Origin of the sequence: Streptomyces sp. NBC_01439 (genome assembly GCF_036227605.1) — a bacterium.
In the GTDB taxonomy this organism is placed as follows: domain Bacteria; phylum Actinomycetota; class Actinomycetes; order Streptomycetales; family Streptomycetaceae; genus Streptomyces.
This window is the reverse complement of the sequence record NZ_CP109487.1, coordinates 9,065,965-9,088,274: the sequence shown is the minus strand read 5'-3', so window position 1 is coordinate 9,088,274 and position 22,310 is coordinate 9,065,965. Positions and strand designations below refer to the sequence as shown.

The following is a 22,310-nucleotide window of genomic DNA, read 5'->3' as shown; positions in this document are numbered from 1 at the left end:
CAGCTTTTCGCTGTTTCTGGACACATCGTTGACACCTTCCAGTCGCCGCTACTTAACATGCATGCATAACAGCGCACCGATCCGGAGCGCTCTCGCATTCAGCAGACAGGTCGACGCGAGATGCTCAGCACCCTTCCGGCCGCTACCGGCCACCCCTCTCCCACCGCCACCACCTCGGCCCCTTGGTGGCGCGACGCGGTGATCTACCAGGTCTACGTCCGCAGCTTCCTCGACAGCACCGGGGACGGCATCGGCGACCTGGCCGGCGTCCGGGCCGGGCTCCCCTACCTGCGCAAGCTCGGTGTCGACGGCATCTGGCTCAGCCCCTTCTACCCCTCGCCGCAGCACGACCACGGCTACGACGTCGCCGACTACCGCGGTGTCGACCCGGTCTACGGCGACCTCGCGGAGTTCGACCGGTTGGTGGCCGACGCCCGCCGGCTCGGACTGAAGCTGCTGCTCGACATCGTTCCCAACCACTGCTCCAGCGAGCACCCGTGGTTCCGCAGCGCGCTCGCCGCGGAGCCGGGCAGCGCGGAGCGCGCCCGTTTCCACTTCGCGCCCGGCCGCGGCCCGGACGGTACGGAGCCCCCCAACAACTGGCGCGCGATGTTCGGCGGTCCCGCCTGGAGCCGGACCACCGGGCCCGACGGCGCCCCCGGCGAGTGGTACCTGCACCTCTTCACACCCGAGCAGCCCGACCTGAACTGGCGCGATCCGGCCGTGGGCGACGACTTCGAGGAGGTGCTGCGCTTCTGGCTGGACCGCGGGGTCGACGGCTTCCGCATCGATGTCGCCGCCGGACTGTTCAAGCACCCCGCGCTGCCGGACTCCGGCGACCCCGGAGCCGACGAGCGGGCCCGCGACGCCGTCAACCAGCTGGCCTGGAACCAGCCCGAGGTCCACGGCGTGTGGCGGCGCTGGCGCTCGGTCTGCGAGGAGTACACCGCCCGGGACGGCCGCGAACGGCTGCTGGTCGGCGAGGTGTCCGTGCCCACCGCGCGCGAGCACGCCGAGTACGTCCGCCCCGATGAGCTGCACCAGGCGTTCTTCTTCGACCTGCTGAGCGCCCCCTGGGACGCGGAGGCCTTCCGCACGACGATCACCGACGCGATGCGCGACATCGCCGGCACCGGTTCCACCGTCACCTGGGTCCTCAACAACCACGACCAGGTCCGCACGGTCACCCGTTACGCGGGCGAGCCCGGGGTGGAAGGCAGCGGACTGGGTGCCGCCCGCGCCCGCGCCGCGGCCCTCCTGATGCTCGCGCTGCCCGGCGCCGCCTACGTCTACCAGGGCGAGGAACTCGGCCTCCCCGAGGTCCTCGACCTGCCCGACGAGGTCCTCACCGACCCGATCTTCCACCGTACGGGCAGCCGCAAGCACGTCCGGGACGGCTGCCGCGTGCCGCTGCCCTGGTCCGGGCACGCCTCGCCGTTCGGCTTCTCCGGGGAAGCGGCCGGGGCCAAGCCGTGGCTGCCGCAGCCCGAGTGGTTCGCCGAGCACGCCACCGACCGCGCCCTGGCCGACACCCGTTCCTTCTGGCACCTCTACCGTGACGGGCTCCAGCTCCGGCGCACCCTGCCGCAGCTCGGCGAAGGCCCCCTGCGCTGGCTGGACGCGCCTCCTGGGGTGCTGGCGATCAGCCGCGGCGACGGCCTGGTCTGCGCGGTGAACTTCGGCACCGAGCCGGTACCCGCCCCGGTCCCCGGGACCCCGCTGCTCGCCAGCGGCCCCTGTCCCGACGGGGTCCTGCCCGCGGCGACCGCCGCCTGGTGGACGGCCGAATGCCCGGCCCCGTGACCCCCGGCCCCTGACCTCCCCCTCTTCCTCCTCTCCTCTTTCCTCTCTTCCTTCCTCCCCCGCGCAGTCCGGGCTCCGCCCCGTGTCCCGGACCTCCAGACAAGGACTCCCCCATGCGACGACCCAGCAAGACGACCCGGCGAACCGCGGCCACCGCATCGGCGGCCCTCGCCCTCGCCCTCGGTGCCACCGCCTGCGGCCAGACCACCGGACCCGCGAGCAGCGGCGAACTGAGCGGCCAGACCGTGACCGTGGCAGGCGTCTGGACCGGCAGCGAGCAGCAGAACTTCAAGAAGGTCCTGGACGCCTTCACCGAGAAGACCGGCGCCAAGACGGTCTTCGTGCCCTCCGGCGACAACGTCTCCACCTTCGTCGGAAGCAAGATCGAAGGCGGCAACGCGCCCGACGTGGTGATGGTTCCCCAAGTGGGCGTGCTCCAGCAGTTCGCCAAGGAGGGCTGGCTCCAGCCCCTGTCCGACCAGACCGTCCGCAAGGCCGGCTCCACCCTCGCCCCGGTGTGGCGGAACTACGGCACCGTCGACGGCACGTACTACGGCCTCTACTTCAAGGCCGCCCACAAGTCGACCGTCTGGTACGCCCCGGAGGCCTTCGCCCAGGCCGGTGTCAACGAGCCCACGAGCTACGCCGACCTGCTGAAGGCCGGCCGGACCCTCGCCGACTCCGGCCGCCCCGCCTTCGCCATAGCCGGCGAGGACGGCTGGACCCTCACCGACTGGTTCGAGAACGTCTACCTCTCCCAGGCCGGACCGGAGAAGTACGACCAGCTCGCCCAGCACAAGCTCAAGTGGACCGACGACAGCGTCGTGAAGGCGCTCACCACCCTCGGCGAACTGTTCAAGGACAAGCAGCTCGTCGCCGGCGGCGCCCAGACCGCGCTGAGCACCGACTTCCCCACGTCGGTCGCGCAGGTCTTCGGCCCCGAGCCCAAGGCGGGCATGGTCTACGAGGGTGACTTCGTCGGCGGCATCGCCAAGGACCAGTTCGGCAAGAAGCCCGGCAAGGACGCCAAGTTCTTCCCGTTCCCCGCGGTCGACGGCGGCAAGGCACCGGTCGTCAGCGGCGGTGACGCGGCCGTCGTCCTCAAGGACGCGAAGAACGCCGGGGCCGGCATGAAGCTGCTCGAGTTCCTGTCCGGCCCCGAGGCCGCCGAAGTCTGGGCCCGCGCCGGCGGCTTCCTGTCCCCGAACAAGGAGCTCGACCTCACCGCGTACGGGGACGAAATCACCCGCAGCACCGCCGACTCGCTCATCGCCGCGGGCGACTCGATCCGCTTCGACATGTCGGACCAGGCCCCGGCCGCGTTCGGCGGCACCAAGGGCGCGGGCGAGTGGAAGCTCCTCCAGGACTTCCTGCGCGACCCGTCGGACCCGCGGGGCACGGCCGCGAAGCTCGAGGCCGAAGCCGCCAAGGCCTACGGGAACTGAGGCGCCTCCCATGGCTGACACCATGACCGCCGCCCGCGGCACGGCTGACGGGCGGCGCCGGGCCCAGCGCAGGAAACGCCGCCTCGCGGTCGTCTTCGTCCTGCCCGCCCTGCTGCTGCTCGGCGCGCTGGTCGTCTACCCGGTCCTCTTCTCCGTCGGCCGCAGCCTCTTCGACGCCGACGGCGACCGCTTCGTAGGGGCCGCCAACTACGCGGCGATCGTGCAGGACCGGGCCACCCTCAAGGCGATCCGCAACAGCGCCCTCTGGGTGGTCGTCGCCCCGACGCTGCTGACCGGACTCGGGCTGATGCTCGCCGTGCTCACCGAGAAGGTGCGCTGGGCGACCGCGTTCAAGCTCGTGCTCTTCCTGCCGATGGCCGTGTCGTTCCTCGCCGCGGGCATCATCTTCCGGCTCGCCTACGACCAGGACCCGGCCCGGGGCGTGCTCAACGCCGCCGTCGTCGGGGTCCACGACAGCTTCGTGGACACCGCCGCCTATCCGACGGCCCGTGCCCGGGAGGGCCAGGGCCTGGCGGGCGGGCCGGGCGGCCCCTACACCACCGAGGAGGCCGTCCGTCCGGGCCACTCCGTCGGTCTCGGCTTCATCGGGGTGGCACCCGACGCGATGCCGGCCCGAGCGAAGGCCGCGGCCCCCGCGGCGCCCCGGCCGGACGACATCGGGGGTGTCGTCTACCTCGACTTCGCCCCCGGCGGCGCCGGCACCCCGGGCCGCATCGACCCGGGGGAGAACGGGCTGCCCGGCATGACGGTCGAGGCCGTACGGGACGGCCGGGTGGCCGCCACCGCCGTCACGGCCGAGGACGGGTCCTTCCGCTTCACCGGGCTGGCCGACGCCCCGTACACGGTCAGGCTGCCCGCGGCCAACTTCGCGGCCCCGTACCAGGGGGTGAACTGGCTCGGTCCGGCGCTGGTGACGCCCGCCATCATCGGCGCCTATCTGTGGGTGTGGACCGGCTTCGCGATGGTCCTGATCGGCGCCGGCCTCGCGGCCATCCCGCGGGACGCCCTGGAGGCCGCGCGGATGGACGGTGCCTCCGAGGGCCAGATCTTCCGCAAGATCACCGTGCCGCTGCTCGCTCCGGTACTCACCGTCGTCTTCGTGACCCTGGTGATCAACGTGATGAAGGTCTTCGACCTCGTCTACATCATCGCGCCCGGACCGGTCCAGGAAGAGGCGAACGTGCTGGCCACCCGCATGTGGCTGGTCTCCTTCGGCGGCGGCAACGACCAGGGGCTCGGCAGCGCGCTCAGCGTGGTGCTCCTCCTGCTCGTCGTCCCGGCGATGGTCTTCAACATCCGGCGCTTCCGAAGGAGTGGAGCATGAGCGGCCACGGCACCATCGAGCGCCGACCGTCCCGGCGGACGGCGGCGATCCGCCCCCTGCCCGGACCGTCGGCGCAGGGGCCCGCACGGGATCCCGGACGCCGGGGCGGGAAGCGGCTGTCGCGCCTGCTCGGCAACTCCCTCGTCCAGGGTGCGTTGATCCTGGTCGCCCTGGTGTGGATCACGCCGCTGGCGGGCCTGCTCGTCTCCTCCCTGCGTTCCGAGGGCGACAACGCCGCCGGCGGCTGGTGGACCGCGCTCACCGAGCCGTCCCGGCTGTCCCTGGACAACTACGGCGCCCTGCTGAAGGACTCCGGCATCGCGGCGGCCTTCGGCAACACCGTCCTGATCTCCGTGCCCACCACCGCCCTGGTGGTCGCCCTAGCGGCACTCGCCGGATACGCCTTCGCGTGGCTGGAGTTCCCCGGCCGGGACGCCGTCTTCCTGGTGGTCGTCGGACTGCTGGTGGTACCCGTGCAGATCGGGCTGTTGCCGGTGGCCAAACTCTTCGGTGCGGTGGGGCTGTTCGGCACGGTCGCGGGCGTGATCCTCTTCCACGTCGCCTACGGGCTGCCGTTCGCGGTCTTCCTGCTGCGCAACTACTTCGCCGAGATACCGCGCGAGATGCTGGAAGCGGCCCGGATGGACGGCGGCAGCGAGTGGCGGATCTTCTCCCGGCTGGTGCTGCCGCTCGGCCGCCCGGCCATCGCGAGCCTGGCCATCTTCCAGTTCCTCTGGGTCTGGAACGACATGCTCGTGGCGCTGCTCTTCGCGGACAGCGGGTCCCAGCCGCTCACGGTGGCGCTGCAGTCCCAGATGCGGCAGTTCGGGAGCAACATCGGTGTCCTCGCGCCCGGGGCGTTCCTGTCCCTGGTGGTCCCACTGATCGTCTTCTTCGCCTTCCAGCGGCACTTCGTCCAGGGGGTGATGGCGGGCTCGGTGAAGTAGCCGCACGCGCTGCGCGGACCGCGGGCCCCGCTGCTGGTCGAGGGACCGACGGCGGGGCCCGCGCCGGGATCAGCGGGTGGGAACGGGCCAGGGTACGTCGGTGGCCACCGCGGCCGTGTAGTCGATGCCCGGCACGGAGAATCCGTACAGGCGCTGGACTTCGGCGCGGAACCAGTCGAGGTCAGCGAGAGAGGCGATGGTGTCGGTCGTGGCGGTCTCCCAGCGTTCGGCGACGGCCGCCTGGACGTCGTCGGTGAGTTCCCAGGTGTCCAGGCGGACCCGGCCCTCGTCGTCCAGGGCGAGCGGCGCGGCACCGGTGAGTTGGTCCCACAGGTCGGCGAGCTGACGCACCGGCGGGACCAGGTCCGTTCCGAGGACACCGCGCAGCAGGCCGGTGTACAAGGCGATGCCGGGGATGGCGGTGGAGGACTGGGTGACGGCGGCGCCGTTGACGGAGGTCACGGCCCGCCCGCCCAACTCTTTGCCGAGCCGCTCGTTCAGGGTGCGGGCGGTGGCTTCCAGGTGGGCCTTGGCCGCGCCGATGGTGCCCTGTCGGTAGATCGCCGCGGTCAGCGGCGATCCGATGTACGACAGCGCGGCGGTGGCGAAGCGCTCACCGAGCAGTCCCCGACCGGCCAGGTGGTCGATCCAGCGTTCCCAGTCCGCGCCGCCCATCACGGCCACGGTCTGCTCGACGTCGTCGCCCTCGGCCGGCCCGGTCTCGACCTCGCGCACCTCGGGAACGCCCTGGTCGTCGAAGACGAGGGTCTTGGTGCGGTTGGCCCGGCCGATCGGCTTGAGGGCGGAGGCGTACGTGGTGCCGGTGTCCGGGTCGGTGCGCCGGGGCGCGGCGACCGAGTAGATCAGGTAGTCCAACCTGCCGTCGAACCGCTGCTCAATGAGGTCGGCGACCTCGTCCTTCATCGTGTCGGAAAACGCGTCGCCGTTGAGGAAGACCAGGTCCCGCCCGGCGGTACGGGCGATGTCGGCGGTGGCGGCGGTGCGGTACCAGCCGGCCGTTGCGGTGCGCCGTGCGGTGGGGGCCTTCTCGAAGGAGACCGCGATGCCACGGATGCCGGCGCGTTTGAGTCCGGCGACCGTGGCCGCAAGGCCGTATCCGGCCGAGGAGCCGATGACCAGCGCCACCGGCCCGGCCCCTGCGGGCCTGTCAGCGGGGTCGGGGCACGCCCGCCACATGTCGGCCACCACCCGCTCGCAGCCCGTCGGGTGGGAGTCGAGGAAGAGGAAGCCCCGGTTGCGGGGGGTGAGAACGCGCTCGGTCATGGTCATGGTCGTGGTCCTTGGGTCGACGGGGGCCGAGGTCGCGGCGGCTGGTCGGGGCGCCGCGTCCCGCAAGTCTGCGACAGGCCGGACACGGACAGTGGCCCCACCGGCGACAAGGATCGCGAGTCGATCTTGGAGTGTTCGGCCACTTCCGGCAGCGCACGTGGTGGCTGCGAAGTAGCCTGCCGTGGGCGTCCGATGGCCTCGGAAGGGACGGTCACGACGACGCGCACACGGCGCGGTCGCGCTGGACGCTCAGCGCCCGGAACTCCGTCGGGGTGAGGCCGTACCTCTCGCGGAAGGAGCGGCTGAAGACCGCCGGACCGCTGAACCCCCAGCGCGCGGCGATCGCGTTCACGGGGTGGCCCATGAGCTCGGGGCGGGCGAGGTCGCTGTGGCACCGCTCCAGGCGGCGCCGGCGGATCCGGGCCTGAACCGTCTCGGCGTCGTCCTGTCGCCGGAAGAGCTGGTGGAGGGTGCGCACCGAGACGTGGTGGCGGGCGGCGATCGCCGACGGGGTCAGGGCCGGGTCGGCGAGGTTGTGGTCGATGAAGGCGTAGACGCGCTGGAGCAGCGCCTGCGTTCGGACTTCCGGGGGGAGTTCGGCCTCGGCGTCGAGATGCTGGGCGAGGCAGGCGGCCACGAGGTCGACCGCGACCGTACCGAGCCGGTGCAGTTCCGCCGGGGAACACTGACCGCCGTGGCCTTCGAGTGCGTCCACGAAGGCGGTCAGGACCGCGGCCACGCCCTGGTCTCCCGGGATCCGGTGGGCGAGCAGTCGCCCGAGTCGGTCCAAGTTCAACGGCAATGCGTTTTGGGGAAGTTGGAGCATGGCGAGGCGCACCAGGCCGTCATCGGCGGCGGTCTGCACGTCGGAGGTGCGGGAGGTGTCCCAGAGCAGGATGTCCCCGGCGCCGACACGGCACTCGTTGCGCTGCTGGGCCAGGAACGCGCGTCCCCCTCGCATCAGGCCCAGCTGGTACTGCCCCGGGTCCCCGCGCCGGATCAAGGCGGGGGTGCGCCGCGAGTTGAGGGGGGAGAACTCCAGCCGCGCCACGCGGAGTTCGCCGAGTTCCAGGACAGCGGCCTCGGCCTGGAATTCGGCCGGCCGCTCGGTGCTCAGCGCGGTGGGCACCACTTCCCGCGAGAGCGTGTCGGAGAACCAGTCGAAGCGCTCCCCCACGGGCAGGTCACTCGCCGACACCACTGACCACATGCCGCACCCCCGACTCGACATCCCTGGCAGAGGCCAGGATGCAACAGGGGCGCCGACGGTGGCGCATGGTTCTGTGCCGTGTCGCCTGCCTACGCCGTTTCGCCCGCGCCTGCGAGCAGCGCGAGCGCGGCCTTGCGCAGCCGGGCGTCCGTGCCGACCGTACGGCGGCCGGTGATGCCGGAGCGGAACAGGGCGGAACCCTCCATCAGCATGACGAACACCTCGGCCCGGTGGCGCGCTTCGGCGACGCTCAGACCGGGCTCGTGGTCCTGGACGAACGCGGCCACATACATGGCGTACCGGTCGTAGAAGGAGCGGACCGCCGCGGCCGCGGCCTCGTCGTGGGCGGCCAGTGCCCACACCTCGGTGAACAGCGTTACCAGGCGCGGGTCGTCGTGATCGGAGAGGATCGCGTCGAGCAGGGCTTCGTGGTCGATGTCGTGCGGCTGCCCGACGGTGAGGGCACCGACCCGTTCCAAGGACGCGGCGAGGATGCGGTCGAGGAGCGCCGAAAGGAGGTCGGACCGGGCCGGGAAGTAGTACTGGAGGTGGCCCAACCGGACACCGGCCTCCTCGGCAACCGCCCGCAGGGTCAGTTCGGCCCCTCCGGAGGCGGTGAGGACGCGTTCGGCCGCGTCGAGAAGGTCCGTACGCCGCTGCCGGCCCTTGGCGGTCGGTCCGCCTGCGGCGCTCATGCGGCGGCCCGCGTTCCAGCCCGCCCCTGGCCCGTAACGACGGCGGCGTCGCCCTCGTCGAAGGAGAGGCCGACACCGTGCGCGGCGAGCAACTCCACAGCTCGGGCCGGATCCGGATGCTGCTCGGGGAAGACCACGCCCCGTGGAGCGGGAGATCCGTCGGTGCCGAGTACGCGGTGGAGGCCCACGACGGCACCGACCGCCGTCAGATGGTGCTGGCCCAGCGGGTCGGTGACGGTCGCGGTACGGGTGCGCCCGCGATGGGTGACGTCCACGCGCAGCCGGGCCGTCCCGCCGTCTCCCGGCGAGTGGAGCAGGGCGCGCCGCGCGGGGGCCCAGCGTTCCCCGGCGGCCCAGCGGAAGAATCCCGTACCGCGCAGGGCGAGGATCGCCCGGGTCGCGGCCGGGGAGCTGAACCCGATGCGGGTGGCCGCGGTGGTGGTGCCGAGGGTCAGCGGCAGGGTGAACTGCTCCGGGGTGTCGATGCGGGCGACGCGTACGGGTGTTCCGTCGATGCGGACCGTACGGGACTCCGTCATCGGGGAGGCCAGTCGGCGCCTTCCGCCGTCCACCACCTCGAACGCCACGCCCAGCCGGTCCATGAACTCGACGGAATCCGCCCCGGCCCGGTCGGCCATGTCCCACCGGACGGCGATCTCGACCTGCTCGGCGCCGCCCAGCTCCTGGGCCAGCGCGACCGCCACCAGGCTGCTGACCCCGCCCATCCAGGCGGAGGAGAACAGCACCGGGGCGGTCGGCCGGTGCAGGGCGGCAACAGTAACGGCCCGCTGCATGCGGCCCGTCCACCGGGTGATGTCCACGTAGGGCACGCCTGCCGCCGCGGCGGCGACCAGCACCCGGTCCTCGGGGTCGTTGACCGAGCTGATGACGGCCCGGACACCCGCCCGGAAGGGGGACGTGTCCGCCAGGTCCCAGGCCCGCACCTCGCCTCCGACCTCTGCGGCCAGCGCCTGGCCCCGGTCGGGGTTGCGGCCGGTGAGCAGGGTCGGGGTGTCCGCACCCAGCATGCGGGCGATCTCGGCGCCGACGGTGCCGTATCCGCCAGTGATCAGTACAGGGCCGGAGGGGTCCGGGCGCAGCTCGTCGTGCGATTCGGTGATCATGACCAAAGTTTAGGTCAGATGACCAAAAAATGCGAGTGGCGGCGGCCACCCGGCGGTGCCGCCCGCCCCGCCGCGGTGCGCCCGGTGGTCAGCGTGCCGCGACCCCGCCCCCGGCGCCGTGTTCCCGCATGCCCCACGGGGAGCCGTACGCGGTGAGCAGGTCCAGGAAGGGGAGCGGCGCAAGGGCCTCGGGGCCCAGGACGCCGGGCTGCGACCAAACGCCGGTGGCCAGGAGTTCGAGGGCCACCACCGGGTTGACGGCGGTCTGCCACACGACGGCCTGGGAACCGTACTCGCGCATGGACCACTGGTTGTCGACCACGTGGTAGAGGTAGACCTCGCGGGGCAGGCCGTCCTTCGTGCCCTTGACCCAGGTGCCGGCGCAGGTCTTTCCGGTCATCCGGTCCCCGAGGGTCGCCGGGTCGGGCAGGCAGGCCGCGACCACGTCGCGGGGCGAGATCCGGACCGTGCTGCCGTCCTCCGCACGGACCGCGACCCGTTCGGTGGAGTCCAGGCCGAGGGCGTGGAGGGTCTTGAGCTTGCCGATGAAGTCGTCGCCGAGGCCGTACTTGAAGGTGACCCGGCGGGCTCCGACCCAGCGCGGGACCAGGAGGACCTCCTCGTGTTCGACGTTGACGCACTCGACGGGGCCGATGCCCTCGGGGAAGTCGAAGACCTCCGGCTCGCTGAACGGCTCGGTGGTGAACCAGCCGCGCTCGCGCTCGTAGACCACGGGCGGGTTCAGGCACTCCTCGATCGTCGTCCAGATGTTGAAGGACGGGGCGAAGTCGTAGCCCTCGACGGCCAGGTTCGCCCCGTCGCGGATGCCGATCTCCTCGATGTCGTCGAAGAGGTGGTCGGCGGCGTAGCGGGCGAAGACGTCCGAGAGTCCGGGCTCGACGCCCATGCCGACGAGGGCGAGGCGGCCCGACTTCTCCCACTCCTCGGCCTTTTCGAACTGCTCGTCGCCGAGCTTCACCCCGCATTCGCCGTGCGGGTGGTCGGGGTGCGGGCGGGAGAGGGACATGGCCATGTCGAGGTAGTGGCTGCCGGCCGCGAGCGCGGCGTTGAACAGGGGCATCACGAAGCGCGGGTCGGTGGCGTTCATCAGGACGTCGCAGCCGCGCTCGGTGAGCAGCCGGGTGACCGCCTCCTCGTCGGAGGCGTCGACGCGGCAGGCGCTGAACCTCTGCTCGTCCGCGCCCAGGGCCGCGACGGCGGCCTCGGCGCGGGCCGGGTCGTAGTCGGCGACGACGAAGTGGTCGAAGAAGTCGCGGCGGGCGGCGATCTTGGTGATCGCGCTCCCGACACCGCCGGCACCCACAAGCAGAACACGCATGGCGAGGTCCTTTCTCTGTGAGGCGTGCGCCTCAGGGGGCTGATGGAACCGTTCCGTCCGAGTTAAGGTCAATGGTGTTGGCATAAGGATGGGAGGCGGACGATGGCGAAGGACGTGGTCCCGGAGGAGGCCCGCAGGCGGCGGCGCCCGACCCGGCAGGGGACGGTGCTCTCCGAGCGGCTGATCGTCGAGACGGCCCTGCGGATGGTGCGGGAGCACGGGAGCGCGGGCCTGTCCGCCCGGCGGCTGGGCGCCGCTCTGGGGGCGGACCCCAGCACCTTGTACCGGTACTTCGACGGCATGGACGGTCTGACCCTCGCCATCGGCGAGGAGCTGATCGGCCGGGCGCTCGACGGCTGGGTCCCCACCGGGCGGTGGCGCGACGACCTGCGCTCACTCGGGCTGCGCATCCACGGCGCCTATCTCGCCCACCCGCAGGCCGCCCTGCTGACCGCGAGCCGGGTGAGCGGCCGGCCGCGCGAGATCGCGGCCGACGAGGCGATCCTCGGCAGCCTGCGCACCGCGGGCTTCGCGGACGTGGACGCCGTACGGATCTACCACGCCTACATCGACCAGGCCCTGGCCTTCGCGGCGCTCGACGCGGGACCCCTCGCGCTGACGGACAAGGCGCGCGAGTCGGACGAGGAGCGGTGGGAGTCCACGTACGCCCGGCTGCCGGCCGACGCGTACCCGAACATCGCGGCCACCGCGGGGCTGTTGGCCGCACGGATGCCCCACAGCGCGTACCCGGTCGCGCTGGACATGCTGCTGGACACCGCCGAGAGACAGCTCGCCGGGGCGGCGGGTGCCGGGGGCGGGGGCGCAGCGGGGCGCGGCTGACCCGGCCTTCCACCCGCGCTTATGCCAACACCATTGACCCCTTGCGCGGAGCACGGGTTTCCTCATCGCATTCACGCCCCGTTCACCGTGCACCAGTGAGGGACCATGGTCGAAGACACCCCGCGGACGCCCGCCGCCACCGCCACGCTCAAACCGAACGCGATCGGGTTCGTCGACGCCCTCGCCATCGGGCTGAACGCGACCTCGCCGGCGTACTCCCTTGCCGCCGTGATCGGGCCGATCGTCGCCCTGGTCGGCGTCCACGCCCCCGGGGTGATGCTCGCGTCGTTCGTTCCCATGGTGCTCATCGCTTCCGCTTTCTACTACCTGAACCGGGCCGACCCCGACTGCGGCACGACCTTTTCGTGGGTGACGCGCGCACTGGGGCCCACGACCGGCTGGCTGGGCGGCTGGGCGATCACCATGACCGGGGTGCTGGTGGTCGGCTCGCTCGCCGACGTCGCCGTCAACTTCGGTCTGCTGGCCGTCGGTCTGGACGGCTGGGCCGGGAACACCCTGATCCGCCAGGCGCTCACCGTGCTGGTGATCGTGACGATGGCGGCGCTGTGCGTCCGGGACACCCAGGCGGCGGCCCGTCTGCAGAACGTCCTCGTACTGCTGCAGACCGTCTGCCTGTTCGTGTTCGCGGCCGTCGCCCTGTACCGGGTGTACGCCGGATCCGGATCCCCGGGCGCGCTGCGCCCGTCCGTCGACTGGCTCGACCCGTTCGGGGCCGGGAGCACGGCGCTGACCGGCGGGCTGCTCCTGGGGGTCTTCGTCTACTGGGGCTGGGAGTCGGCGGTCAACCTCACCGAGGAGACGAAGGACCCCTCGTCCGCCCCGGGCCGGGCCGGCATCTGGTCGACCGTGGTCCTGCTGGCCACCTATGTCTCCGTGGCCTTCGCGGTGGTCGCGTACGCCGGCACCGGGTACCTCGCCGCGCACGCCGACGACGAGGAGGCCGTCTTCGCCTCCCTGGCCCGCGAGGCCCTCGGCGGCTGGGACTGGATCGTCCTCGTCGCCGTCGCCACCTCGGCGCTCGCCTCGACCCAGACGACGATCATCCCGGCGTCCCGCACCGCCCTGTCCATGGCGCGCAGGCACGCCCTCCCCCGCCGGTTCGGTCTGATCCACGACCGGTACCGCACCCCTGCCGTCAGCACCTGGTGGGTCGCCGGCACGGCCACCGTCTGGTACCTGTTCATCCACCAGGTCAGCGAGAACGCGCTCGCCGACTCGCTGACGGCCCTCTCCCTGCTGATCGCCTTCTACTACGCCCTCACCGGCATCGCCTGCGCGATCTACCACCGGCGCCTGCTGACCACGGGGGTGCGCGCGTTCCTGTTCATCGGCGCCGGTCCCCTCATCGGAGCGGGGATGCTGATCTGGCTGCTCGTCGAGGCGGTCGTCGACATGGCGGACCCCGCCAACTCCTCCGGCGGGACGTCCTGGTTCGGTCTCGGCCCGCCGCTGGTCATCGCCCTCGGCCTAAGCCTTGCGGGGCTGCTGGTGATGCTCGCCCGGCGCGCGGCGTCCGGGGCGTTCTGGGCGGAGCGCCCGACCGTCCACGAAGGCCCGGTGGACCCGGCGGAGCGGTCGGCGCGAAGCCCCGCGGCCCGGGCGGCGGAGCCCGTCGTACAAGGTTGAACACGCGGTGGGCGTGCCGGTCGTGACGGCCCGCACGCCCACCGCGAGGGGGCGGCGGTGAGCGGGCCAAAGCGGGCCGGGGCGATTGTCAGTGGCTCGCGAGAGGATCACTCCCATGATGAACCTTTCCGCCGATCAGGCGCTGTCCAGCACGTCCAGCCGCACGGAGTACGAGGCCGCGCTCGGGCTCCTGCGCGAGGCATCGGGGGCGTACTACGCCGACGGCGACAGCTCCATGGACGATGCCACCTACGACCGGCTCCGGCTCGCCGTGCTGGCGTGGGAGACGGAGCACCCCGACGACGTCGCCGCCGACTCCCCCACCGGGCTGGTCGGCGACGGCGCCGCCCCGGCCGGCGACGTCGCGCACACCACCCGGCTGCTCAGCCTGGACAACGTGTTCAACCCGGACGGCCTGCTGTCGTGGGGCGAGTCCCTCCAGCGGCGGTTGGGGAAGGCCCCGGCCGGCGGGTTCACCGTCGAACCCAAGCTGGACGGCGCGGCCGTTGCGGCCCGGTACCGGTCCGGTCGGCTGGTGCAGATCATCACGCGCGGCGACGGCAGCACCGGTGAGGACGTCAGCCATGTCATCGGGCAGATCGAGGGCCTGCCCGAGCGGCTGCCCGTACCGGCCACCTTCGAGGTGCGCGGCGAGGTGCTGTTCACCCAGGAGCAGTTCGAGACGGCGAACGCGGTCCGTACGGCGCACGGCGCGCAGGTCTTCGCCAACCCCCGCAACGGCACGGCCGGCACGCTGCGGGCCAAGGACCGCCCGTACCGGCTGATGATGACCTTCTGGACGTACGGCGCGGTCGAACTGGACGGAGAATCGTTCCTTCCCGCCGGAGCCACGCACGACGAGGCCCTGGCCGCCGTCGCTCGCGCCGGAGTCCGGACGACCGCGGACACCCCGGTCGGACTGCACGTGGTCGCCACCCTCGCCGAGGCCCAGCAGCGGGTGGACGAGATCGCCGCCCTGCGGGCGGGGCTGCCGTTCGGGATCGACGGCGTCGTGATCAAGCTCAACGACGCGGGCGAGCAGGAAGCCGTGGGACTGGGCAGCCGGTTCCCCTACTTCGCCGTCGCCTTCAAGCTGCCGGCCGTCGAGCGGCAGACCGTACTGGAGGACGTGGTGTGGGAGGTCGGCAGGACCGGGGTGCTCGCCCCGACCGCCGTACTCGCCCCGGTCCTGATCGACGGGTCCACGGTCACCCGGGCCACCCTCCACAACCCGGCCGACATCCGGCGTCGTGACCTCCACCTGGGCGACACCGTGACGGTCTACAAGGCGGGCGACATCATCCCGCGGGTCCAGGCCGCCGTGGTGGCGCTGCGCCCGGACGGAGCGACGGAGGTGCCGCTGCCCGACGCGTGCCCCCACTGCGGCGGTGAGATCAACAAGACCCAGGAGCGGTGGCGCTGCGCGCAGGGCGCTGCCTGCGCGCTGCCGGCCCTCATCGAGTACGCCGCCGGGCGCGAGATGCTCGACATCGACGGGTTGGGCAAGACGTACGTCAAGGCCCTGGTCGACACCGGTGACGTCACCGACGTCGCCGACCTGTTCACCCTTTCCCTCGAGCAGCTCACCGCTGCTTCCGGCAGCGCCAAGCGAGCCGCGAAGCTCGCCGAGCAGATCGAGGCGGCGAAGGCCCGGCCACTGAGCCGCGTCGTCTGCGCGCTGGGCGTTCTGGGCACCGGGCGCAGCATCTCGCGCCGCATCGCCCGGCACTTCGGCACCATGGACGCCGTCCGGCGGGCCGATGCCCTGGCCATGCAGGCCGTGGACGGCATCGGTCCGGAGAAGGCACCGGTGATCGTCGAGCAGATCGCCGCCCTGGCACCGGTCATCGACAAGCTCGCAGCGGCGGGCGTCAACATGAGCGAGCCGCAGGAAGCGGCGGCGGCGCAGGAGTCGGGTCCGCTGGCCGGCAAGGTCGTGGTGGTGACCGGGAAGATGACCGGAGCGCTCGAGGGCCAGGGGCGGGAGGCGATGAACGCACTGATCGAGAAGGCGGGCGGGCGTGCGGGCAGCAGCGTCAGCGCCAAGACCACCATCCTGGTCTCCGCGCCCTCCGCGAGCGGCAAGCCCAGTTCGAAGGCGGTCAAGGCCGCGGAGCTGGGTGTCGAGGTCCTCACCCCGGAGGCCTTCGCCGAGCTGGTCGCCGACTTCCTGGGCTGAGCCGAGCTGATCCCGCCCGGCCGGCGGCCCGGCGTCCGACACGGAAAAGACCTCCGGCCGTCCCGCGTGCTGCGGAGACGGCCGGAGGTCTCAAGTCGGTGGCGAGGAAAGCGAAGGGGCTATTTTAGGAGTGTTGAGAAGGAAGCCCCTTCATGGCCTCGCCACGGTCACGCTAACAGTCAGGCGGGGATCAGGTCACGCAGGTTTTCGGGGGTGACGATCCGCGATCCCGGGTGCAGTTTCTCGGGCCGCTCCAGGCCGACGTAGGTGACGGGACCCGCCGGAACGGTCTTGCCGTCCCACACGGTGACGGTCGTCGCGCTGCCGGTCATCAGCTCGATGAGGTAGCGGACGGTGAGCTGCTCGCGATCGGCGACCGCACGCATCAGCGTCGCGACCCTCACGCGGTTGTCCTCGACCCGGTTGTACGACGGAGAGCCCGTCAGGTACAGGTGCAGCCACTTGGCGCGCCACCGGCCGTCGGACCCGCGCAGGAACACCAGCGGCAGCGCGATCCGGCCCGGACCGCGCAGGTCCGACTTCATGCGCACCGTGCGCGGCTCGAAGGGTCGTCCCTGCTGCTCGGCCCCGCGCAGCATGAACCCGAAGAACGACTCCTCGACCTCTTCGAAGCCTTCCCCGGAGTAGATGTTGACCTGCGGGACGATGCAGGTGGCGCGCACCGCGTCCAGTCGCAGGTCGATGAATTCCGAGGCACCGTCGGGCGCGTCCGTGATGTCACCGGAATGCGCGCCCCCGATCTCGGTCAGGTTGGTGTACGACAGCCAGGAGACGGTCGAGTAGTCAGTGTCGAGCAGCACCGCCGACAGGTCGTAGTCGGTGCTGCGCGCGGCCTGCTTCCAGTACACGAAGAAGCGCAGCAGCTCGCCGTCGACCGCGGACACCGAGCCGCGCGGCAGCACGCCGAACCCGGGCGCGGTCGCCCTGCTGCTGAGCGGCAGGGCGACGTCCAGGACGTCCGGGTCGATCAGCAGGTGGTCCACGGCGGGCACCCGGCGCCGCAACTCCGCGTCGATCGCGGCGATCATCCGCCCCCGCTCGGGTGCGCACACCGGCGGACGGGTGTCCGCGGTCACCCAGGCCCGGCCGGAGCGGTTGACGAACACCCGCTGCTCCCCGGTCTCCTTCGCGCGGTTGTGCAGGTGCTCGCGCACCGACAGCAGGACCCGCCCGGAGGCGTCGGGGACGGCCTGCTCGGCGGCGGCCGCGACCGCGTCGCGCTCGCCTTGGGTGGGGGCGGAGCGCAGCAGCCGGTCCAGGGAGCGCAGCAGCTTTCCGGGCGCGGCCTTCAGCAGTTCGGCCGCGCCGGTGGGGTCGAGCCGGGCGTGGAGTTCCTCCACCCGGCTGTCGAAAGTGCGCACCGTCTTCTCGCCGCGGGCGACGGCGAACACGTCGGCCGCGTGCGGCCACTGCGGGTACTCGTGCGGGTGCAGCCGTTCGCCGAGCCGTTTCCACATCTCGCGGTGCGCGTGCACGTCGGCGAGCTTGGCGGGCGCCGCGCCGACGACCGCGTCGAGGCCCGCGAGCAGGGCCCGGCGCACCGGACGGGAGAGGCCGCGCAGCCGCGTCGGCTCCTGCAGGCCGACGTCGCCACCGGCGAGCGCGCAGGCGAGCCGGAGCACGTCGGTGACCGTGTTCAGCAGCAGGCTCGCACCGGCCTTCAGCCGGGCCTCGTTGACCACGGCCCGGTTCTCCCGTACGGGGATCTCCTCGGGCTGCGGTCCGTCCGCGCAGTGGCCGGCCAGCTCCCGCAGGTCCCGCAGGCCGTCCTCGCCCAGGGGTGTGGTGCTGCCCGCCAAGGCCAGGTAGAGGGAGGTGAGTTCGTCGCCCGGGTCGGCCCCGAGGTGCAGGACCGTCATGCGGTCGCCCGCCGCGGCGATCAGCTCGTCGTGGTGGGTCAGCATCTCGGCGTACGTGTGCTGGTAGTTCCCGTACGAGGGGAGCGTGAGCAGGTTGACGACGCCGGTGCTCAGTTGCTCCAGCGTGCTCGCGCGCGCGTCGTCGTCGGCGAGCGCCCCGGCGATGCACTGCATCCAGAAGTCGAAGGCGTCCGGCACGTTGGCCGGGAAGTCGATGAAGTACGCGTTGTGCCGGACGTGGTCGCCGACCATCTCGCGGACGGTGCCCAACGTCCGTACGGCGGTGTCGACGACCGCCGGCCCGGACAGTCCCGACAGGTGCTCGAGCAGCTCCGCCGAGAGCTTGAAGCCCACGGACATCAGGGCGGCGTCGAACTGCCGCGCCGCGACGGCGCCTTCCCCGACGGGTCCCGCGGGTCGGGGAAGGCGGCGGGTGTGCCGGAGTACGAGAGGGTCGAGTCGGTGGACCATTCCCGCATGATCCCAAGGCCGTACGGGCCGCCGCACCCGGTTTTCCCGGGGCGCATCGGGGTCCGCCCGAGCCCGTTCCGTACCGGACGGTTGGTGTCCTACTGTGGCGCGGTGACTCAGATGATCATTCTCAACGGTGGTTCCAGCTCGGGGAAGTCCGGGATCGTACGGTGTCTGCAGGCCGTGCTGCCCGACCCGTGGCTGTCGTTCGGGTGCGATGCGTTCGTCGACGCCCTGCCCGCCGCGATGCAGGCGGCCGAGGCGGGGATCGAGATCGCGTCGGACGGCACGGTGAGCGTCGGGAAGACCTTCCGGGCGCTGGAGGCGGCCTGGACCGAGGGGATCGTGACGATGGCCCGGGCGGGGGCGCGGATCATCGTCGACGACGTGTTCCTCGGTGGGGCGGCGTCGCAGCAGCGGTGGCGGAACGCGCTGGGCGACGTGCCGGTCCTGTGGGTCGGCGTGCGGTGCGACGAGGCGGTGGCCGCGGGCCGGGAGATCGCGCGGGGGGACCGCGTCAGGGGAATGGCCGCAGCGCAAGCGGACGCCGTGCACCGGGGAGTGACCTACGACCTCGAGGTGGACACCGCGCACACCGAACCCCTGGAGTGCGCACGGATCATCGCCTCCCACACCGGCTGACCGGGGAGTCCCTTCCGTGGTGAAGGGACTCCCCGGCGGATGCGCCCGGCCCGATCAGCGCGTGGCGCGTCCGTGGAGCAGTGTCGCGCGGGCGAGGGCGGTGAGGGCCGCGGTGCAGAGCAGGGTGCGGACGATGTTCGTAGTGACCCAGGTGGTCTTGAACCGCTCGACGATCGAGAAGTCCGTCATCTGCTCGACCGCGGCCCCGTCGGCCAACTCGTTGTTGAGCGGGATGTTCACGCCGAAGGTAATCACGAGGACGACGAGGTACGCGACCGCGGCCACCCCCACCCACAGGGCGGTGGCGCGGCGGCCGCCGCGGTGCTCCACCACCGTCGAAGCGGCGGCCGCCAGCAGGGCCAGCAGGAACACCGAGCCGAAGAGCGGATTGCCGTCGATGGCCCGGTTGAAGGCACGCATCGCGGTGACGTACGTCTGCTCGTCGCCGGCCGCCAGCCCCGGCATCACCGAGACGTCGAAGGCGAAGAACAGTCCGGCCATCAGACCCACCAGAACGGTGGACAGCGTGATCAGGACGGCGGCGAGCCGGGTGCTCTGCGGTCGGTCCGGCGTCGTCGACGAGGTCGGCGGCGGGCTCGGAACGTGCGGCGTCGGGTTGATGGTCATTCGACTCTCGTCCTCTTCCAACAGTCAATACGGCACGGTGCGATGCAGTGCGGTGCGACGCGTTCTGAACACGAACGCCCGATCGTGACATCACCTGTTCGATCTCCCGCTGGGGTTCGCCAACCCCTTGGGTGAATCTTTAGCCATTGCTGCGCACTCCCGGGGAGCGCCGGAGCCGGGGATACGCTGGGGCCATGTCAGCCCCGAACACCCCCGGACCGAACCCGCTGCGCCTGGAGCCCGTCACCAGCGACAACTTCGACGCGGTCTGCGCGATACAGGTCCGCCCCGACCAGGCCCACTTGGTCTCCCCCGTGGTGAAGTCGCTCGCCGAGGCCTACGTGCACACCGCGACGGCCTGGCCCCGGGCCATCGTCGACGGCCACGAGACCGTCGGCTTCGTGATGGCCTTCCACGACGTCGTCTGGGACCCGGCCGCCGACCCGAACGACCGGCGCAGCGGCATCTGGCGCCTCAACATCGACGCCCGCCACCAGGGCAAGGGCTACGGCCGCTTCGCCGTCCGGGCGGCCACCGAAGAGATCCGCGCCCGTGGCATCCACGACGTGTACGTCAGCTGGAACACCGGCGCGAACAGCCCCGAGCCCTTCTACCTCGGCCTCGGCTTCCGCCCCACCGGCGAACTCAGCGGTGACCAGCGCGTCGCCAAGCTCTCCTTCACCCCCTGAGGGGGTGTCGTGCGGATCCGCCGTCAGGAAACGGACCGGCCGAGCACGACCGTGCCCCGCGGCCCCTGCGCCATCGCCGCAGCCGGCGCCGTCGTCCCCGAGCGGAACTCCCGCGGGCTGACCCCGCGGACCCGCTTGAAGGCGGCGGACAGTGCGAAGGCACTGCTGTAGCCGACCTTGCGGGCCACCTTCTCGACCGTGGCGTCCGGTTCCCGCAGGAGATCGGCCGCCAGCGCCAGGCGCCAGCCGGTCAGATAGCCGACCGGCGGCTCGCCGACGACCTCCGTGAACCGGCGCGCCAGCGACGCCCGGGAGACGCCCACCTTCAGGGCCAGCTCCTCCACGGTCCACGCGTGCGCCGGACTCTCGTGCAGCAGCCGCAGCGCCGGCCCGACCACCGGATCGCCCTGCGCCCGGAACCAGCCCGGGGCCCCGGACCCGGGTGCCGCGAGCCACGCCCGCAACACCCCGATCAACAAGAGGTCCAACAGCCGGTCCAGGACCACCTCCTGGCCGGGCTCCTCGCTGGAGATCTCCGAGCCGAGGAGCGTGATCAGGGTGGCGTCGGCGGTTCCGGCCGGCCTCACCAGGATCGTGGGCAGCGCGCTCAGCAGCCGGCCGCCGACCTCGCCCGGCGCCTGGTAGGTACCGCTCAGCATCACCGCCGCCCCTGCGCCCGGGCGGGCGACGCCCCAGGTCCGCACGCCCAGAGCCATCGACTCCGAAACGTCCTCCCCCTGCGGCGTACTGCACCGCTGGTCCGGCCCGACCGTGATCTGGACGGGGGTGTCCGGCAGGTCCGCGACCGTGTAGGGCACGGGCCCCCGTACGACGGCCACGTCCCCGGGGCCGATCCGTACCGGCTCGGCGCCCCGGTCGTCGGGCAGCAGCCAGGCTGAGCCCTGCACCATGGTCACCACCGACAGCGGGGCGCGGTCCTCGATCCGCACCGACCACGGAGGGTCGAGCACCGACTTCAGCAGGAACGCGCCCCGGGCCTGCGGGCCCGCCAGGAGACCGGCCACCATGTCCATGCGCACATCCTCACCACGACGGAACGACACCCCGGCACGAACCCGGGCACGAACCCGGGCACGGGCGCGAGCGGTCCGCATCAGACGGCCCGGACGTCCCACACTCCGGTGGCCGCCGCCTCCCGGGCGAAGTCCGAGAAATCCCGGGGCGGCCGCCCCAGCACCTCCTCGACCCCGTTCACGAGGTGCGCGTTGCGCCCGTCCAGGATCAGGGTGAAGAGTTCGGCGAACTCCTCCGGCAGCCCGTTCTCACGCAGCACCGCACGATAGTCCTCCATCGGGATCGGCGCATAGGCGATCTCACGGCCGGTCACCTTCGAGAGTTCCGCGGCCACGTCCTCGAAACCCATCAGGCGCGGCCCCGACAGCTCGTACGTCCTGCCGATGTGCCGGTCGTCGGTCAGCGCGGCCACCACCACGTCGGCGATGTCCGAGGTGTCGACGAACGCCTCGACCGCGTCCGCCGTCGGCAGGACGATCTCGCCCGCCCGAACGGAGTCGAGGAAGAAGCTCTCGTCGAAGTTTTGGTTGAACCAACTCGACCGGACGATCGTCCAGTCCGCCCCGGTGGCCTTCAACCCTTCCTCGCTGGTCCGCGCTGCTTCTTCACCGCGCCCCGACAGCAGCACCAGGCGCCGCGCCCCGGCCGCCACCGCCACCTCCGCGAAAGCGGTCACCTGAACGGCCGCCCCGGGAAAGGCCAGATCGGGGTAGTACGTCACGTACACCCGGTCCACGCCTTCGAGCGCCGGTAGCCAGGTCGTTGCGTCGTTCCAGTCGAAAGCCGGCTCGCCGCGGCGGGATCCGACCCTGACGGAGCGGCCCTGAGCGGTGAGCCCTTCGGCAACCTTCCGGCCGGTCTTGCCGGTGCCCCCGATCACCAGGGTGATGCCGCCGGCGTCGGTGTGCACGTGCGTGTCGGTGCTCCGGTCGGTGGCCTGCGTAGCGTTCTCGTTCTTCGTCGTGTTCGTCATGACCCCAGTCAAATCCAACGACACGAGACGCGACATAGTCGAAGAGCTCACCTGCATGCGCGAGCGTCCATCGGCCCCGGCCGACCGGTACCCGTTCGGCTTGGGGGTCCGAAAACGGGAGGACAGGGC

General features: G+C 71.9%; 18 protein-coding genes. 9 read left to right on the top strand and 9 right to left on the bottom strand.

All coding sequences use genetic code 11. The annotated features are described in order from the left end of the window. Nucleotides 1–120: 120 nt before the first annotated feature. The 4 genes from OG207_RS41465 to OG207_RS41450 all read left to right on the top strand — a co-directional run bounded on the left by OG207_RS41465 (nt 121) and on the right by OG207_RS41450 (nt 5,540). A complete protein-coding gene (locus OG207_RS41465) occupies nt 121–1,803 on the top strand; it encodes a glycoside hydrolase family 13 protein (RefSeq protein ID WP_266601419.1) in 1,683 nt (560 codons plus the stop codon). A gap of 113 nt (nt 1,804–1,916) precedes the next feature. Then, on the top strand, nt 1,917–3,248 hold the full coding sequence (locus OG207_RS41460; RefSeq protein ID WP_266601417.1) for an ABC transporter substrate-binding protein: 1,332 nt from the start codon (nt 1,917–1,919) through the stop codon (nt 3,246–3,248). A gap of 10 nt (nt 3,249–3,258) precedes the next feature. Further along, on the top strand, nt 3,259–4,593 hold the full coding sequence (locus tag OG207_RS41455; protein ID WP_329106571.1) for an ABC transporter permease: 1,335 nt from the start codon (nt 3,259–3,261) through the stop codon (nt 4,591–4,593). Beyond that, entirely contained in the window at nt 4,590–5,540 is a 951-nt protein-coding gene (locus OG207_RS41450; RefSeq protein WP_329106569.1) for a carbohydrate ABC transporter permease, read from the top strand. Before OG207_RS41455 ends, OG207_RS41450 begins: the two co-directional genes overlap by 4 nt. A gap of 69 nt (nt 5,541–5,609) precedes the next feature. Here OG207_RS41450 and fabV read toward each other — a convergent pair whose 3' ends face one another. From fabV to OG207_RS41425, 5 genes are all read right to left on the bottom strand, one after another. Further along, nucleotides 5,610–6,824 (bottom strand): enoyl-[acyl-carrier-protein] reductase FabV, encoded by a 1,215-nt coding sequence (gene fabV / locus OG207_RS41445; RefSeq protein ID WP_329108252.1) that lies wholly within the window; start codon nt 6,822–6,824, stop codon nt 5,610–5,612. A gap of 217 nt (nt 6,825–7,041) precedes the next feature. Further along, complete coding sequence (locus OG207_RS41440) at nt 7,042–8,040, bottom strand: helix-turn-helix domain-containing protein (RefSeq protein ID WP_329106567.1); 999 nt, start codon at nt 8,038–8,040, stop codon at nt 7,042–7,044. Between the two features lie 89 nt (nt 8,041–8,129). Then, nucleotides 8,130–8,735 (bottom strand): TetR/AcrR family transcriptional regulator, encoded by a 606-nt coding sequence (locus OG207_RS41435; RefSeq protein WP_329106565.1) that lies wholly within the window; start codon nt 8,733–8,735, stop codon nt 8,130–8,132. Continuing rightward, on the bottom strand, nt 8,732–9,859 hold the full coding sequence (locus tag OG207_RS41430) for a saccharopine dehydrogenase (RefSeq protein WP_329106562.1): 1,128 nt from the start codon (nt 9,857–9,859) through the stop codon (nt 8,732–8,734). Before OG207_RS41430 ends, OG207_RS41435 begins: the two co-directional genes overlap by 4 nt. 88 nt (nt 9,860–9,947) lie before the next feature. Beyond that, on the bottom strand, nt 9,948–11,198 hold the full coding sequence (locus OG207_RS41425) for a saccharopine dehydrogenase family protein (protein WP_329106559.1): 1,251 nt from the start codon (nt 11,196–11,198) through the stop codon (nt 9,948–9,950). 102 nt (nt 11,199–11,300) lie between these two features. Here OG207_RS41425 and OG207_RS41420 point away from each other — a divergent pair, with 102 nt between their 5' ends. The 3 genes from OG207_RS41420 to ligA all read left to right on the top strand — a co-directional run bounded on the left by OG207_RS41420 (nt 11,301) and on the right by ligA (nt 15,864). Continuing rightward, a complete protein-coding gene (locus OG207_RS41420) occupies nt 11,301–12,038 on the top strand; it encodes a TetR/AcrR family transcriptional regulator (RefSeq protein ID WP_329106556.1) in 738 nt (245 codons plus the stop codon). Nucleotides 12,039–12,143: 105 nt separating this feature from the next. Continuing rightward, the gene (locus tag OG207_RS41415; RefSeq protein ID WP_329106554.1) at nt 12,144–13,685 is read left to right on the top strand and encodes an APC family permease; all 1,542 of its coding nucleotides are present in this window, start codon (nt 12,144–12,146) and stop codon (nt 13,683–13,685) included. 115 nt (nt 13,686–13,800) lie between these two features. Next, entirely contained in the window at nt 13,801–15,864 is a 2,064-nt protein-coding gene (ligA, locus tag OG207_RS41410; RefSeq protein ID WP_329106552.1) for an NAD-dependent DNA ligase LigA, read from the top strand. A gap of 179 nt (nt 15,865–16,043) precedes the next feature. Here the strand turns inward: ligA and OG207_RS41405 are convergent, their stop codons facing one another. Next, nucleotides 16,044–18,215 (bottom strand): TerD family protein, encoded by a 2,172-nt coding sequence (locus OG207_RS41405; protein WP_329106550.1) that lies wholly within the window; start codon nt 18,213–18,215, stop codon nt 16,044–16,046. Nucleotides 18,216–18,335: 120 nt separating this feature from the next. On the opposite strand from OG207_RS41405, the gene cpt reads away from it, so the two are divergent. Then, nucleotides 18,336–18,857 carry a chloramphenicol phosphotransferase CPT gene (gene cpt, locus OG207_RS41400; protein WP_329108250.1) on the top strand — a complete coding sequence of 174 codons (522 nt, stop codon included), beginning with the start codon at nt 18,336–18,338 and terminating at the stop codon, nt 18,855–18,857. A gap of 54 nt (nt 18,858–18,911) precedes the next feature. Here cpt and OG207_RS41395 read toward each other — a convergent pair whose 3' ends face one another. Continuing rightward, nucleotides 18,912–19,484, bottom strand: coding sequence for an anthrone oxygenase family protein (locus tag OG207_RS41395; protein WP_329106548.1), 573 nt, complete (start codon nt 19,482–19,484; stop codon nt 18,912–18,914). 194 nt (nt 19,485–19,678) lie between these two features. Here OG207_RS41395 and OG207_RS41390 point away from each other — a divergent pair, with 194 nt between their 5' ends. Next, entirely contained in the window at nt 19,679–20,173 is a 495-nt protein-coding gene (locus OG207_RS41390; RefSeq protein WP_329106546.1) for a GNAT family N-acetyltransferase, read from the top strand. A gap of 23 nt (nt 20,174–20,196) precedes the next feature. Here OG207_RS41390 and OG207_RS41385 read toward each other — a convergent pair whose 3' ends face one another. Both OG207_RS41385 and OG207_RS41380 read right to left on the bottom strand, forming a co-directional pair. Beyond that, the gene (locus OG207_RS41385) at nt 20,197–21,207 is read right to left on the bottom strand and encodes an AraC family transcriptional regulator (RefSeq protein ID WP_329106544.1); all 1,011 of its coding nucleotides are present in this window, start codon (nt 21,205–21,207) and stop codon (nt 20,197–20,199) included. A gap of 80 nt (nt 21,208–21,287) precedes the next feature. Further along, nucleotides 21,288–22,181 carry an NmrA family NAD(P)-binding protein gene (locus OG207_RS41380; RefSeq protein WP_329106542.1) on the bottom strand — a complete coding sequence of 298 codons (894 nt, stop codon included), beginning with the start codon at nt 22,179–22,181 and terminating at the stop codon, nt 21,288–21,290. Nucleotides 22,182–22,310 lie beyond the last annotated feature (129 nt).

What these genes read in the sequence shown, in the direction of transcription:
- fabV (WP_329108252.1), bottom strand. Translation starts at nt 6,824, where the DNA reads ATGACCGAGCGCGTTCTCACCCCCCGCAACCGGGGCTTCCTCTTCCTC.
- OG207_RS41440 (WP_329106567.1), bottom strand. Translation starts at nt 8,040, where the DNA reads ATGTGGTCAGTGGTGTCGGCGAGTGACCTGCCCGTGGGGGAGCGCTTC.
- OG207_RS41465 (WP_266601419.1), top strand. Translation starts at nt 121, where the DNA reads ATGCTCAGCACCCTTCCGGCCGCTACCGGCCACCCCTCTCCCACCGCC.
- OG207_RS41430 (WP_329106562.1), bottom strand. Translation starts at nt 9,859, where the DNA reads ATGATCACCGAATCGCACGACGAGCTGCGCCCGGACCCCTCCGGCCCT.
- OG207_RS41415 (WP_329106554.1), top strand. Translation starts at nt 12,144, where the DNA reads ATGGTCGAAGACACCCCGCGGACGCCCGCCGCCACCGCCACGCTCAAA.
- ligA (WP_329106552.1), top strand. Translation starts at nt 13,801, where the DNA reads ATGATGAACCTTTCCGCCGATCAGGCGCTGTCCAGCACGTCCAGCCGC.
- OG207_RS41395 (WP_329106548.1), bottom strand. Translation starts at nt 19,484, where the DNA reads ATGACCATCAACCCGACGCCGCACGTTCCGAGCCCGCCGCCGACCTCG.
- OG207_RS41450 (WP_329106569.1), top strand. Translation starts at nt 4,590, where the DNA reads ATGAGCGGCCACGGCACCATCGAGCGCCGACCGTCCCGGCGGACGGCG.
- OG207_RS41455 (WP_329106571.1), top strand. Translation starts at nt 3,259, where the DNA reads ATGGCTGACACCATGACCGCCGCCCGCGGCACGGCTGACGGGCGGCGC.
- OG207_RS41420 (WP_329106556.1), top strand. Translation starts at nt 11,301, where the DNA reads ATGGCGAAGGACGTGGTCCCGGAGGAGGCCCGCAGGCGGCGGCGCCCG.
- OG207_RS41385 (WP_329106544.1), bottom strand. Translation starts at nt 21,207, where the DNA reads ATGGACATGGTGGCCGGTCTCCTGGCGGGCCCGCAGGCCCGGGGCGCG.
- OG207_RS41380 (WP_329106542.1), bottom strand. Translation starts at nt 22,181, where the DNA reads ATGACGAACACGACGAAGAACGAGAACGCTACGCAGGCCACCGACCGG.
- OG207_RS41460 (WP_266601417.1), top strand. Translation starts at nt 1,917, where the DNA reads ATGCGACGACCCAGCAAGACGACCCGGCGAACCGCGGCCACCGCATCG.
- OG207_RS41425 (WP_329106559.1), bottom strand. Translation starts at nt 11,198, where the DNA reads ATGCGTGTTCTGCTTGTGGGTGCCGGCGGTGTCGGGAGCGCGATCACC.
- OG207_RS41435 (WP_329106565.1), bottom strand. Translation starts at nt 8,735, where the DNA reads ATGAGCGCCGCAGGCGGACCGACCGCCAAGGGCCGGCAGCGGCGTACG.
- OG207_RS41405 (WP_329106550.1), bottom strand. Translation starts at nt 18,215, where the DNA reads ATGGTCCACCGACTCGACCCTCTCGTACTCCGGCACACCCGCCGCCTT.
- cpt (WP_329108250.1), top strand. Translation starts at nt 18,336, where the DNA reads ATGATCATTCTCAACGGTGGTTCCAGCTCGGGGAAGTCCGGGATCGTA.
- OG207_RS41390 (WP_329106546.1), top strand. Translation starts at nt 19,679, where the DNA reads ATGTCAGCCCCGAACACCCCCGGACCGAACCCGCTGCGCCTGGAGCCC.